The sequence below is a fragment of the Marinobacter sp. C7 genome, assembly GCF_022343555.1.
In the GTDB taxonomy this organism is placed as follows: Bacteria; Pseudomonadota; Gammaproteobacteria; order Pseudomonadales; family Oleiphilaceae; genus Marinobacter.
Genome location: NZ_JAKQZH010000001.1, coordinates 1,759,485 through 1,772,206, shown reverse-complemented (window position 1 = coordinate 1,772,206; position 12,722 = coordinate 1,759,485). Strand labels below are relative to the sequence as shown.

The 12,722-nt window shown below is 55.9% G+C and carries 13 protein-coding genes; 3 read left to right on the top strand and 10 right to left on the bottom strand.

Translation table 11 applies throughout. The features are described 5' to 3' along the window. Window positions 1-30: 30 nt before the first annotated feature. Window positions 31-1,299: a tyrosine-type recombinase/integrase gene (locus tag MD273_RS08185; protein ID WP_239037251.1), complete on the bottom strand. Its 1,269-nt coding sequence runs from the start codon at window positions 1,297-1,299 to the stop codon at window positions 31-33. A 300-nt stretch (window positions 1,300-1,599) separates the two neighbouring features. On the opposite strand from MD273_RS08185, the gene MD273_RS08180 reads away from it, so the two are divergent. Further along, complete coding sequence (locus tag MD273_RS08180) at window positions 1,600-3,069, top strand: malate:quinone oxidoreductase (RefSeq protein WP_239037250.1); 1,470 nt, start codon at window positions 1,600-1,602, stop codon at window positions 3,067-3,069. Window positions 3,070-3,788: 719 nt separating this feature from the next. Here the strand turns inward: MD273_RS08180 and MD273_RS08175 are convergent. From MD273_RS08175 to MD273_RS08135, 9 genes are read right to left on the bottom strand one after another with little or no spacing between them, the layout of a single operon-like run. Further along, window positions 3,789-5,393 carry a complex I subunit 5 family protein gene (locus MD273_RS08175; protein WP_239037249.1) on the bottom strand — a complete coding sequence of 535 codons (1,605 nt, stop codon included), beginning with the start codon at window positions 5,391-5,393 and terminating at the stop codon, window positions 3,789-3,791. Next, entirely contained in the window at window positions 5,279-6,775 is a 1,497-nt protein-coding gene (locus MD273_RS08170) for a complex I subunit 5 family protein (protein ID WP_239037248.1), read from the bottom strand. Before MD273_RS08170 ends, MD273_RS08175 begins: the two co-directional genes overlap by 115 nt. Further along, window positions 6,772-8,241: a complex I subunit 5 family protein gene (locus tag MD273_RS08165; protein ID WP_239037247.1), complete on the bottom strand. Its 1,470-nt coding sequence runs from the start codon at window positions 8,239-8,241 to the stop codon at window positions 6,772-6,774. The genes MD273_RS08170 and MD273_RS08165 overlap by 4 nt, the downstream gene beginning before the upstream one ends. Next, window positions 8,238-8,588 (bottom strand): cation:proton antiporter subunit C, encoded by a 351-nt coding sequence (locus tag MD273_RS08160; RefSeq protein WP_239037246.1) that lies wholly within the window; start codon window positions 8,586-8,588, stop codon window positions 8,238-8,240. Before MD273_RS08160 ends, MD273_RS08165 begins: the two co-directional genes overlap by 4 nt. Next, entirely contained in the window at window positions 8,588-9,286 is a 699-nt protein-coding gene (locus MD273_RS08155; protein WP_239037245.1) for an MnhB domain-containing protein, read from the bottom strand. Before MD273_RS08155 ends, MD273_RS08160 begins: the two co-directional genes overlap by 1 nt. Further along, window positions 9,283-9,558, bottom strand: coding sequence for a Na(+)/H(+) antiporter subunit B (locus MD273_RS08150; RefSeq protein WP_239037244.1), 276 nt, complete (start codon window positions 9,556-9,558; stop codon window positions 9,283-9,285). The genes MD273_RS08155 and MD273_RS08150 overlap by 4 nt, the downstream gene beginning before the upstream one ends. Next, the gene (locus tag MD273_RS08145) at window positions 9,551-9,871 is read right to left on the bottom strand and encodes a cation:proton antiporter (protein WP_239037243.1); all 321 of its coding nucleotides are present in this window, start codon (window positions 9,869-9,871) and stop codon (window positions 9,551-9,553) included. Before MD273_RS08145 ends, MD273_RS08150 begins: the two co-directional genes overlap by 8 nt. Then, window positions 9,864-10,178: an MrpF/PhaF family protein gene (locus MD273_RS08140; RefSeq protein WP_239037242.1), complete on the bottom strand. Its 315-nt coding sequence runs from the start codon at window positions 10,176-10,178 to the stop codon at window positions 9,864-9,866. The genes MD273_RS08145 and MD273_RS08140 overlap by 8 nt, the downstream gene beginning before the upstream one ends. Further along, on the bottom strand, window positions 10,175-10,690 hold the full coding sequence (locus MD273_RS08135; RefSeq protein WP_239037241.1) for a Na+/H+ antiporter subunit E: 516 nt from the start codon (window positions 10,688-10,690) through the stop codon (window positions 10,175-10,177). Before MD273_RS08135 ends, MD273_RS08140 begins: the two co-directional genes overlap by 4 nt. A 207-nt stretch (window positions 10,691-10,897) precedes the next feature. Here MD273_RS08135 and MD273_RS08130 point away from each other — a divergent pair, with 207 nt between their 5' ends. Both MD273_RS08130 and MD273_RS08125 read left to right on the top strand, forming a co-directional pair. Next, entirely contained in the window at window positions 10,898-11,278 is a 381-nt protein-coding gene (locus MD273_RS08130; RefSeq protein ID WP_239037240.1) for a c-type cytochrome, read from the top strand. Between the two features lie 469 nt (window positions 11,279-11,747). Then, entirely contained in the window at window positions 11,748-12,719 is a 972-nt protein-coding gene (locus MD273_RS08125; protein ID WP_239037239.1) for a DUF5602 domain-containing protein, read from the top strand. Window positions 12,720-12,722 lie beyond the last annotated feature (3 nt).

Genomic DNA, 12,722 nt, shown 5'->3' with positions numbered 1-12,722 from the left:
CTTCAAACGCCAGTTAGCTGATCCCTTGGCTCACACCAGTCGTCTTCGACCCTCGCTACGTCTGCGCGCCTGCTCAGAATTGACGTAAACCGATTCGGTGAAAGTTGCATTGGCGTGACCGAGCTCTTCGCTGATATGCCGGATATCACCACCCGCTTCAATCGCCTGGCTGGCGCCGGTATGTCGGAGGTAGTGGGTTTCGGATCGAATGGCCAGCATCTGTTTGGCTTCGTCTCGGTATCCTTCCTGCTCCATGCGGTCGGCGGTGGCAACCATTGCCTGCTCATAGATCCGCTGAACCTGCCTTTTACCTATGGCATCTCCCTTTTTGGACGGAAGGATGGGCGTTGAATCGCCCGGAACGGGCAGAGGGGACGTCAGTCCCAGATGGTTACGCCACCGCTTCAGGTAGCTGAGATATGCATCCGGGAGCGTGACCTGACGGGTCTTGTCGCCCTTGCCGAAGACCGAGTAGACCCAGTAGGGTTCCCCGTCGACGATGGTTCGCCTGAAATCGCCGAATGTGGGCGTTCTGATTTGGCCTCGGTCCACGGGTCTTGGGGCCAATTCACTGACTCGCAGAAACAGGCTTTTCATGGTCACGATCACGAAAAGATGGCGCTCATATCTGACATCGGTGCTGGCCAGTGCCGTGAGTGTTTCCAGCAGATACGACCACTGCCAGTCCGTTAGTCGCCGCACTTCGGCATCTTTGTCCTGATTAAGGTTCGGTTTGGCACTCCGGTCCCGTTTGCGGACATCAAGTAACGGGTTTCGTTGCAGGTAATCCTGTGTCACCAGGTATTTGAAAAAAGTCTGCAAGGCTGTCCGGCTGGCATTCAGGCTTGCCTGCGTTATGGAGTAGGGCGCGTTGGTGTCCTTGGACCGCAGGGCCATGGGGCGCCACTGTGGATTGAAAAAACGCTGGTCATTATCGCTGATGAAGGCGGGGTAGATCCCCCGGGACACCCACGGTGCCGGCGGCGTTTTCAGGAAGGTGAAATAGCTGCTGACAAGGTCGGTATCTGCCTGTGAAAGCCGCCGTTTTGCGATCAACCAGGTGTAATTCAGAAACCTCTGAATCTCGCTTCGAAATCGGCTATAAGTCCCTGAAACATCGCTGTATTTCACCAGGAACTTGTGGGAGATACTGAAATCTTTCAGGGCTGACCCGTGATCGATCGGGAGCGCAGCCAAAGCCGCCTGCAGGTCCGGATAGAGCTCGAGATCGGCCTGTTCGTGGATGAGTTCGGCGGTATCGAACAAGGGAAAACCGGGAAATCTGGCTCTTGAGTTCATGCGAGGCGTCTTTTGGGCGACTACAGTGAGTGCTAAATCGTCGGCGCGAGGAATCAATAGGTTACGGAGTAAGTTTCACACAAAGTGCTAAGCAAATTTGAAGCGGAGTCTAGCATAACTAGTCGATTCGAGGTTCCTCAAAAAGTGTTAAGTTCGTGGTCCAAATCAAGCAAGAGCAGCATCAGAATGTCGGTCGATGCTCAGCCGAGCGCTTTTTCGTCTACAGAAAAAGCGTGCTACCGTCATCGAAGTAAGCTTTGCCGAATAATTTCAGAATGTTGACTCTGACGGGAAGAACGAATGAATGTAATTGTGATCGGCGCAGGAATAATGGGCACTACTTTCGCCACCCTGGCGAAGGAACTGGCACCGGGACTGGATATCACCATTCTGGAAAGGCTGGACGGTCCCGGTTCCGGGAACTCCTGGGTGTTCAACAACGCAGGTACCGGGCACGAGGCGAATTGTGAGCTCAACTACACGCCGGTGGACGAAGAGGTTATTTCAGTCGAAAAGGCTGTAAAGATTCACGCCCAGTTCAATGTCGCCAAGCAGTTCTGGGCCTATCTGATCGAGAAGGGAGCGATCAAGGATCCCAAATCGTTCATCAACCAGACCAAGCACTGCACCATCGTCTCCGAGCCGTCGATTCAGGAGCTGAAGCTGCGATTTAAAGAGATGTCGGGACATCACTTCTTTGAGCAGATGCGCTATTCAGAAGACTTTGATGAGATCAAAAGCTGGATTCCTTACATCATGGAGGATCGGCCACGCCATGAGAAGATGGCGGCGACCGTCATCGAGACGGGTACAGACGTTAACTTTGGTGCGCTGACAGAGCAAATGGCCAGGCACGCTGTTGACGATCTTGGGGTAAAGATTGAATACGGCACTCACGTCAAGCGCGTACATCGCAGCCCGGCCGGCAGCTGGCTAGTGGAAACCCAGAGCAGGGGAGTTGATCGCCAGTACAAAGCGGATGTTCTGTTTGTCGGTGCTGGCGGTGGCGCATTCCCGATCCTGAAGAAGAGCCATCTGCCTTTTGCTCGTCGTTTCACCGGTTTTCCGGTTGGGGGGCGTTTCCTACAGGCCGAAATCTCCGCCGAGCAGGCCAAACAATACAGGGCCAAGACCTATGGGAAGGCGAAAGTGGGTGCACCGCCGATGTCTGTCCCGCACCTCGATCTGCGGGTGTCAGATGGAAAGTATTACCTTCTGTTTGGCCCGTTTGCCTCGTTCAAACCGGTGCTGGAGAAAGGGCGGGGGTTCCTCGATTACCTTCGTTCAATGCGGATCCACGATGTTCCGAGTCTGCTGAATGTCGCCCTTGAGCACTTCCCGCTGGTCAAATACCTGGTTTCAGAGACCTTCAAGGGCGAAAAGAGCATGTTCGAGGAGTTGGACAGCTTCGCGCCGGGCATTAGCAAGAAGTTCAACTGGAAGGCGGTCGAGGCCGGCCAGCGTGTGCAGATCATCCGGGATGGGGACCTGCAGATGGGCACCGAGATCCTGGTCTCCAGTGACAAGACCTACGGCACATTGCTGGGCGCGTCTCCCGGTGCTTCGGTATCGCCGGAGGTCATGTTGCGTTGCCTGGAACAGCTTTTGCCGTCTATTTTTACCAGTGAGGAAGCGGAGAAAAAGAAGAAAGAGATATTCCCCGAAGACAATCTGGATGCCCTGGCGAAGAATCCCGAGCGTTACCGGGAAATCCGGGATGCCGTTAATGAGCGGTTGGGGATCAAGCCGTCGGCATCACAGCAGGACTGAGCTGGGGCCAACAAATTGGAGATGAGTTCTGCGGGGGATACATTTTATGTCCAATACTCCCAAATATTGGACATTAAACATATCCACGTAAAAACAGCATGTTACCCATTTTATCTAATGCCTTTCACCTAAGTCGTCATGGGACGCAGAATTCCTGTGAGGTCCGGCGATTACCGGCGAAAACATTTTTGGCGGTGCTGATTAACGGGTTTGGCGGTTGGTCCGCGGAAAGATGGGGTCAGATGAAGGCTTTCATCTGACCCAGAGGATAAAGGGAGATTCCAGCACGGTCAGGCGTCGTCATCCTTGCTGTCATTTTTTTCGGAAAATACTGTGAGAAGAAGGAAGGATAGGACCAAAAATAATACGGCGAGATTTGAGGCCGTTACTTCTCGATCAAACAGGAGAGAAACAGCCTGGGCTATTTCCTTGGTCCAAATGACCATGACGATTCCCAGTGGCAATATTATGGCAAGGAAAACCAGGTTGGCCTTGGACACAGTCATTCACACCCGCAGCATTAGTTTTCGGCTTTCGGAGATGGCCGGGAGGTCCTTTTCACGTAAGGTAGGTGCCTCGAGTGAGAAGTTTAGCACTTTCTGTGGTCGTCCAATTTGTACCCTGGTTCCTCGATGCAAATAATCCAGTACTGCGTATAATGTATATTATGTTAAATCTGGTATTCACTCACAAATCTCGCAATTAGGATCGTTCCAGATTCAGTCAACACCAGAGCCCTTGCGTCCCCTCGCAATCCACCAACCAATAGACATGGCCGTGGCTATCAGGATTGGCCAGATCAGGCTCCAACCCTCGCTCGCTGTCAGAACGAACCAGGGCTGTCCCGAGTGAGTCCAGACGCCTGGTAGGAACCAGACTGCCACCAGACTGCATCCCGTAGCGAACAGCCACCCCAGCCATGTGCAACGATGGTTAGGCCCTGTCCGAACGCTCTGATGGAGCGCCCAGAAGAACCGCCAGATCAGTAGCATGGTGGCAACAGCACCTGCGGACATTATCAGGGGTAAGTGTTCCGCCAAGGTGAAATCATACTGTTCAGGCTTCAAGGCATCCTTCATGGCCAGTTTGGCCGCGGCCCCGCTGGTCAATGGCAGGCCCGCGAGTGAAAGCCCGGGTACTCCAATCAACAGCCAAACGAGCCGGCGGGACCGGCGTTCTGCCGGCATTTTAATTGCCGTGGAAAGAAACAGGCAGCCTTTGGCTAGTCCATGATGCAACGCATACAAGGTAATGGCAGTCAGAAGTGTGGCTGTCTGGGCCGCGTTTGCCATCGCAGCGCCAACCATCAGGGTGATGAGCCCCATCTGACTGATGCTCGAATAAGCCAGAATCGTTTTCGGGCGGATGTGCATCATCCCGAGCATTGCACCGCCGATAGCACCGGTTGCGCCAAGAACCACAAGCGTATTGCCCCAGCCCGGTAGTGATAACTCTCCTATCGGGAGAGTAACGAGCCAGCCAAGTAACCCTGCCTTTATCATTGCACCACTGAGTACGGCACTGGCCGGTGTTGGCGCGACCGGATGGGCCAGCGGAAGCCAGAAATGAAGGAACGGAAGCCCCGCCTTGACTCCGAACCCCGAGACCAGCAAGCCGATGATCAACCAGCTCCGGTCGTAATTCGCAATTGCGCCAGGCAGCTCGGTAAGCAGGATGCTGTCTGCGTGCTGTGCTGCCATTAGCAGACCGGTGAGCAGGGCCATCTCGCCGGCCACTGCTATGGTGAGGTAGACCCGCCCTGCCCGGTTTGCTTCTGCGGTGCCCTCATGGACTACCAGTCCATAGGCCGCAAAGGTCATGAGGGCAAAGAAGCTGTAGAAACTGGCAAGATCTACAGAGATTATCAGGCCCAGGTTTCCGGTTAGCGTGAGGGCCCAGAAGACGCAGAATGCCCTTAGTTTTCGTGTATTCAGGTAACCAATCGCATAGATGCCAGCTGTTGCCCAAAGCGCAGACGTGAGCAAAAGAAAGCTTTGCCGCAGGTCATCAAGCCCCCAGGTACCATCAAGAAGCAACCAGGGCAGCTCAAGCCAGTTTTGGAGTTCGGCGTTCAGTCCCGCCAAGAGTGCCGGGACTGGCAGGAGAGGCAGGCTGTACAGGTAAACTTTCTGCCATCGTTGCCTGAAGGCCAGTAAAAGAGAGCCCAGAGGGAGAACGACGGTCATCAACAACAATGAAGCGGTGATCATCACAGATTTACCTCTCTCGTGATAATCAGCTCGACCCATCCCAGCGGGCTGAAAGGTGCCGAGGCCAGCAGGCCTGCCAATAGCAGGAAGCCCGCAGTCACCAACGGAGGCCATAACAGCCAGGCGCTGGTTTCAGAGCGGCCCCATTGGCGTTCCTCGCGCCATGGATCTTTCTGCTCGCCGAACCAGATTCTTCTGAGTACCGGCAAAAAGTACGCAGCATTGAGCAGACTACTCACCACCAGGACGGCAATTACCCAGTCCATGCCAGCTGCGAGAGCACCGGTCCCCATGGTCCATTTGGTGATGAATCCCGCCAGTGGTGGCGTTCCGATCATGCCGAATGCGGCAAGGGTGAAAGCGACGGAAGTTCCCGGCATTCGCCGCCCTGCACCATCAAGTTCATCTATTCGGTGTAACCCCAGTGTTTCCGCGTAATTACCGGCGCAGAAGAACAGCGTGATCTTCATGACACCCTGATGAACCAGATGAACCAGACCGCCGGCTACGCCCACGGGTCCCGCCAAACAAAGCCCGAGAATGATATAGGACACCTGACTGACGGTTGAAAATGCCAGGCGCCGCTTCAAGTCGGATTGATACAATGCCATTACCGAGCCATAGAGAATGGTGAACGCGGCAATGGCGGCCAATCCCGATAACAAACCCAACGCACCTGCTGTTTCCAGGCCGTAGATTTCGAACACCACCCGGACAATGCCGAACGCCCCCGCTTTTACTACAGCAACAGCATGCAGCAGCGCGCTGACCGGCGCCGGTGCAACCATCGCCACGGGCAACCAGCCGTGCAATGGCACTATGGCGGCTTTTACGCCAAGACCGGCAATCAGAACCACGAAAACGATGGTCAGGGGCATCTGCAGGTCAGGAGCCATATCGGCAAAATGACCGCCCGGTCTGAACGGGAGGTCACCGGAGAGAACGTGGAGCGAAGCGATCCCGAACAGCAAGACTGCACCCCCGGCGAGCGTATAGATGATGTAGGTTCGCCCGGCCCGCAATGCCTGCTCGGTTCCGCGGTGCACCACCAAAGGATAGGTGGAGAGCGTGAGCATCTCGTAGAAAAGAAAGAAGGTGAACAGATTCCCCGCCAGTGCGATTCCCAGGGTACTGGCGACACACAGGCTGAAAAAACCGAAGAAACGGCTTCGATTCGGGGAGTTTTCCAGGTAACCCACTGAATACACCGTGGTCAACAGCCACAGTGCTGCCGAGAGTCCCGCAAACAACATGGCCAGGGCGTCTGCGCGGAGAACGAACTCCACACCCGGGATCATGGGAAAAGCAATCCCGTACGCCTTACCTTGAAATACTCCCCGGATCATCAGGCCGACAAGAAGAAGCTTCAGGATTGCGGCTGTAAGGTTTACAAAGGTTCGAAGCCGGTGCTTTTGCTCAGGCAGGGCGAAAATGATGACAGCCGCAGTAAGGGATGTCATTAGCGCGAAAACCGGTAACAGGGCGGTGGCAGTCATGTGCCCTCCCCGTTGGCGAACGCCAGGGCCATCACCGAGAGTACCGGCTCAGCCATCAGGCCAAGTCCCAGGGAAAGCAGAGCCAGAATCATCGGGATGATTTCAAGGCGGCGGGAAGGGTGAAAGAAATGATCGATATCGGAGTCTTCGACGAATGAGGCTCGATACACCCGGAATACGTAGGCCGCAGACAGCAGCCCCCCGCCCAGAAGCACCACCAGCCACCACCACTGACCGGTGGCCAGACTTGCCTGTAGAAACAGCCATTTTGCGGCGAAACCGCCAGTGGGTGGCAAGCCCATAAGCGATACCCCAGCCAGGCCAAATGAAAACAGTGAAAACGGCAGAAAATGGCTGACACCGGCCAGCGCATTCAACCGATTGCTGCCCACCGACAGGATCAGGTTTCCCGCGGACAGAAACATTGCAGCCTTGGCCAGGGCGTGGCTGATCACCTGCAACGTCATGGCCTGCTGCGCCTGTATTATCACCGCTTCCGTGGTATTCCAGGTGAGCGGAAACAGCAAAAACAGGTATCCGATCTGCGCGACCGACGAGTACGCCACTACCTGTTTAAGTTTTGAATGCCGGAACGCCTGCCAACCACCCCAGAACACCGCCATACCACCCAGTACTCCAAGCAACTGAGCGAGGGCAAGAGAACCCAGGGTGGCTCCGAGCTCAAGCCAGAGCCGTGCCGCGATATAGAACGACCCTTTTACCACCAGGGCGGACAGTAGCGCGCTGACCGGAGATCTCGCGATACCGTGAGCCGGTGGCAGCCAGCGGTGCATCGGGAACAACGCTGTTTTGAGAGCCAGACCGAAAAACATCAGTATCAGGGCAAAACCTGAACCCTCAACTGCGATGTCCTGATTCAATGCGGAGGCAATCCCCGAGAGCGACAGGCTGCCAAACTGGCCATAGAACAAGGCAACGCCCAACAAATAAGCCAGGGAACCCAGTAAAGCAGCCATCAGGTAGCGGATAGCAGCCCGCAAGGCCTCCGACTGCCCGCCAAGTGCAACGAGACCAACCGCCGCGAGGCTTATCAGTTCCAGCCCCACGTACAGGTTGAACAGGTCATTCCCCAGCCAGACCACGTTCAGGCCAGCCCACAGAAACCAGAACAGCGGCCAGAAATACCGGTGCCAGTCCTTGTCAGGATCCAGGTAAAAGCCGGCATGGAGGCCGGAGGCAGCAGCGACCAGCGCGGTGAGGAGAACAAACGTCACCGCCAGACCATCCATCCGCAGTTCTATTCCCAGCGGAGCCTGCCATCCGCCAAGCGGATACTGGAAGCCGCCCTCGGCGGCAACAACCGCCCAGAGAGCCAGCGATACCAATACCTGGATCACTATTCCCAACCAGGTTATTGCCCTGCCCCGTCTGAATCCGGTAAGCAGGGTCAGGACTGCCCAGGCAAGCGGTGTGAACAGCAGTCCGGCCATCAACCAGAGAGTCATTCGTGCGGAGCCTCCCGGGCCTGGCGTGGCCCCGGGGCCGGCGGTGGGTTCTGGGCAGGGTCTTCAAGGGAAGTCTTACCGGAGAGATGGTAATAGCGCCGGATCAAAACCACCGCCAGTGCGGTGGCAGCAATGGCAACCACAATGCCGGTAAGTACCAAAGCCTGGGGCACCGGATCCGGTCCGGAGCGGTGCTGGGCAAGGCCGACCATCACCAGGAAAACCCCGGAACCCATGAGATTGAAGGCCAGAAGTTTCCGCAACAAGTGCGAGATGAGGATGAAACCGAACAGGCCGATGCTGCACAACGCGGCCCCTGCGAGGGCGTACAACAAGAAAGGCGTCATCAGGAGCCGCCCTCTTCCGGTTCCTCTGCATTATTGATCGGAGCAGATACAAACAGTGCCAGCAGCACCATAGCGATGGAAAGCGTAAGAACCGTCTCGATTGCCACTATAAGCGTCCTGGCCATTTCGGGAGGGTATGCCAGGAACCGGCTTCCGGACAGCGCACTGGCTACGGCCACAAGCAGGAATACGGAGAAGCCCAGGGATAGCCCCAGCCGAAGCATCAGTCCCGGGCGCAGAAAGTCCATTGGAATACCCCCAAGGCGCATGAGTACACCGCTTGCGGCCAGAACCGCCCCCGCCTGAAACGCGCCGCCAGGGCGATCGGATCCGGCCCAGAGCAGATATCCGGCGAGCAAAAGCGTCAGAGGTACCAACCAGCGCTGCAATGCATAGAGTAATTCATCCGAGGTGCGAAGTTCCGGATCTTCCAGTGATGAAGTCTTGGCCACTGAGATTCCGGCAATGCCCGCGATCACCAACACACCGATTTCAAGCAGGGTATCGTAGCTGCGAAAGTTCAGAAGCACCGCTGTAACCGGGTTCTCGACGCCGCTATCGTCAAGGTTGCCGGCCAGCAACGCTGGCAAGTCGACCGGTGTAGTCGTTGCCCCAATCTGCCAGATCGAATAGACCAGACCGGATAAAAAGGCAAAACAGACAGCAGTGACTGTCAATATGGCCAGCACGCGGGTCATGGCTTTTTTTCCTTACCGTCCTCGCCTTGGGACTCGTCATTCGAGAGATGCCGGGCTGCGTCCAGTAGTAGCACCCCCGTTAACCCGGCCCCTATTGCTGCTTCGGCAAGCGCAACATCCGGAGCCCGAAGGCGTACCCAGGCCAGCGCCATCAGCAACCCGAACGCAATAAAGAAGACAACACCCCGAAAAAGGTCACGGGACCACAGGACACTCGTCGCGGTTACCAGCAACGCAATAACAAGCAAAATATCCAGCGACCATTCAGTCATTATTATCCTCTGTCGGGGAACCATCCGTGATGCCGCCACGAACGGCTCGCGCCACAAGGTGAGCCGAAGTTGCACTTGCTGCCAAGGCAACAACCCAGATCAGCAGTGTCTTGAGGCCGGCACTGAAGGAAGGCGCCAAAGGCAGCAATGCCAGCACAATGAAGCCCAAACCAAGGTTATCCGCCTTGGTCAGCGCATGGATACGCGTGAGGGTGTCGGGGAAGCGGAAGAGACCGAGACTGCCCAGCGCAAAAAACACACAGCCTGAGACCAGCAGTATCAGCTGAACCACCATCACCAATCCGTCAAACATGGGGTTCCTCTCTGGACTCGGCATTGGCTGACTTACCGGACGCGGCTTCCCGATCAATCCTGACTACCCGTGTCACAAAGGCTGCTACGGCCAGGACTGCCAACACGGCAACGGTCAGTGCCACATCCATCAGGGCTGGCCACGAACCGGCGTATGCCAGCACAAGCAACAATGCGACCCCCGTGGTGCAGAATAATTGAGAGGCCAGCATCCGGTCAGCCGCTTCCGGTCCCCGCCAGATCCGGATCAGGGATAGCAGTAACGTGACCAAGAGAAACGCAGCAACGCTCAACAAGACGCCAGTCATGATTGCGCCCCTTCCCATGGGGCCAGAGGAATCCTGAAGGCCCTGGCGACCTGCGACTCTGCTCTGCGAACGCCCGCCTCTATATCAACACTAGTATCCAGGCAATGGACTGTTAGCAGGTTGTTGTCGAAGTGTACGCTGAGCGTTCCCGGCATCAGCGACAGGGTGTTTGCAAGCAGCCAGCGAGGGCCACCCTCTGGCAGGCGAAGAGAGAGGGTTATCTCTCCGGGTGTAATCGCCAGTGAAGGTGTCAGCAGACGCCTTGCTACATCAACACCGGCAAGAACCGAATGGCCGAGGAAGTAAGCGATGAACTGGACCAGGCCCAGCGGATGAAGACGATGGATGGAAGGAGGAAACAGCAACACGGATAGCCAGGCGACCAAAACAATCACCACTGCCCCGAACCCCCAGGCCGAAGGGGCTCCGAGGGTTAATATCCACCAGAGCCCGGCGAAAAAAACCGCGCGGGCGGCAAAGGTCGCGATGGGTGACGCCAGCGCCGGCTGCATCGGTACTCCTTTTACCTTGTCAGAGGTTCGGGCCAACTAGCGCCCTCCAATAACCTCCAAAAAGCCTAACACAGTGGATTGGATGGCGGCACCGGGTGGAACCAGTGGGATTCCTGATCTAATTTTAGGGAAGGGATAGCAGTCTTGGTCAATGCCATAGGTCGTAATCTCGAACAGTTAACCAGGATTGAACGAAAGGAAGCAGACATGAAACGGATAATCCTATCTACCGCCCTTATTGGCAGCCTGTGCCTGGGGGCCGCGGCTGCGCAGGCAGACTCGCACGGTATGAGTGCGATGCAACTCGCCGAGAAAAAACAGTGCATGGCCTGCCATACCACTGGTAACGAGATGCCTAGCGCGCCCGCTTTCCCGAGTATCGCCCAGAGGTACACCATGGATGAGTTTGATCGGCTGGTTCAGGTCGTTCTTACAGGTGGCGAGGATCACTGGGGATCGGCTGAAATGCCTGAAATGGAAGCACAAGCTGTTGATGAAGGGAATGGACATTATCAACAGACTCGCCCGGAAGTGAGTCAGGAGGAAGCGGAAAGGCTCGTGACCTGGATTCTCGAGATGCGTGAATAAGAGTACGGTGCTGGCTAACGCACAGCCGTATTTTGGCCGGGGCAATTCTATTGCCCCGGCTTGAGCCCTACACTTCCTGTCCGGATAATCAGACGTTAATCAGAACTTCCAGAAAGGTGTACGCAGCTTTGCTTCGATGACCTCGGGGGCAAACCCGGCATCCAGAAGCAGTCGCGGTTCGGTCGTTTCTACGAGGCGTACAAAGTTGCGCTTCATACGCCAACCTTTAAACCAGGTAGCAGCAGTTTTCATCGTTCGTTTCATCCTTATGGGTTTGATGGCAGGCAGCGCATGCCTTGATAGTCGTTAGGTCACTATATTAAAGGTTGTTTTCATTTAATCAGATGCTTAGAAACCACTACGTGCCAGGCTTAAAGCGCCATGCGTGACCGCTGCTGCGTAAGGAAAAGTACTTGCTCCTGGCTCAACAAAAACCCTCACAGACCTCATTTCTGGTGATATATTGATCATGTTCGGCCATACCCTTTCTGGTGGTCGTCAGATTAAGTGGGCGGACAGGCTGTTTTTCTCTGCTGTCAGTCCCTCCTGCTCCTTGCGTTTTCTTCTGAATCAGTCTGAAGGGCGATGGCTTGCCGGCCGTCCTGGCCGGTCATTGGCGACGCTTTGGCTGCGCCTTTTATGGAGGGGTAAATCAATGAAATCGCAAGGGTATTATTATTGTTCAGTGGGCCTGCTTCAGCTCCTTGTTCTTTCAGGCCTGGCAGGCGGCGTGCAGGCCGGTGATGAGGATGGTTTCACTGGCGCACCTGTGGCTGTGGGGAATGGTGCCGCCTGGGTGGTGGTAACGGTCGATACACTCGGGGAGCCTGAATCCGTGTCCGTCGTGATGGATAGCGGCGCCTTGACCGGATTACCTGAAGCCACAGCCGAAAAGTCAGCCTGGGAGTTTCCCATTCCGATGCCTGAATCAGGCCCGCGAACCGGGTATGACCATGTGCTTCTGGACTGGAATCCTGTTGGCCACATGCCTGAGGGGGTGTACTCCGTCGCCCATTTCGATGTGCACTTTTACATGATCAACAATGCGGCACGCGAAGCAATCACCTTCCACGGCGAGGGCCGTGACCGGGCCATGACTGCACCCGATCCGCAATTGCTTCCTGCAGGCTACGTTGTACCGCCCGATGCAGCGGTGGAACGTATGGGAATGCATGCTCTGGACCCAGCCGGAAAGGAGTTCCAGGGCGAGCCGTTCAGCCATAATTTCATTTATGGCTACCACAATGGCGAGTTGATGTTTGTTGAACCAATGGTTTCCCTCACCTTCCTGCAGTCCCTTGCGGACTCGACAACACCGGTAAAAAGGCCCGAGCGCTATAGTTACCCGGGTTGGTATCCTTCGGCGTACCGGATCGGTTTTGACGTTGAAAAAGGTGAGTACACCATCGCGCTACAGGGATTACAGAGATTCGACGAGTAACAG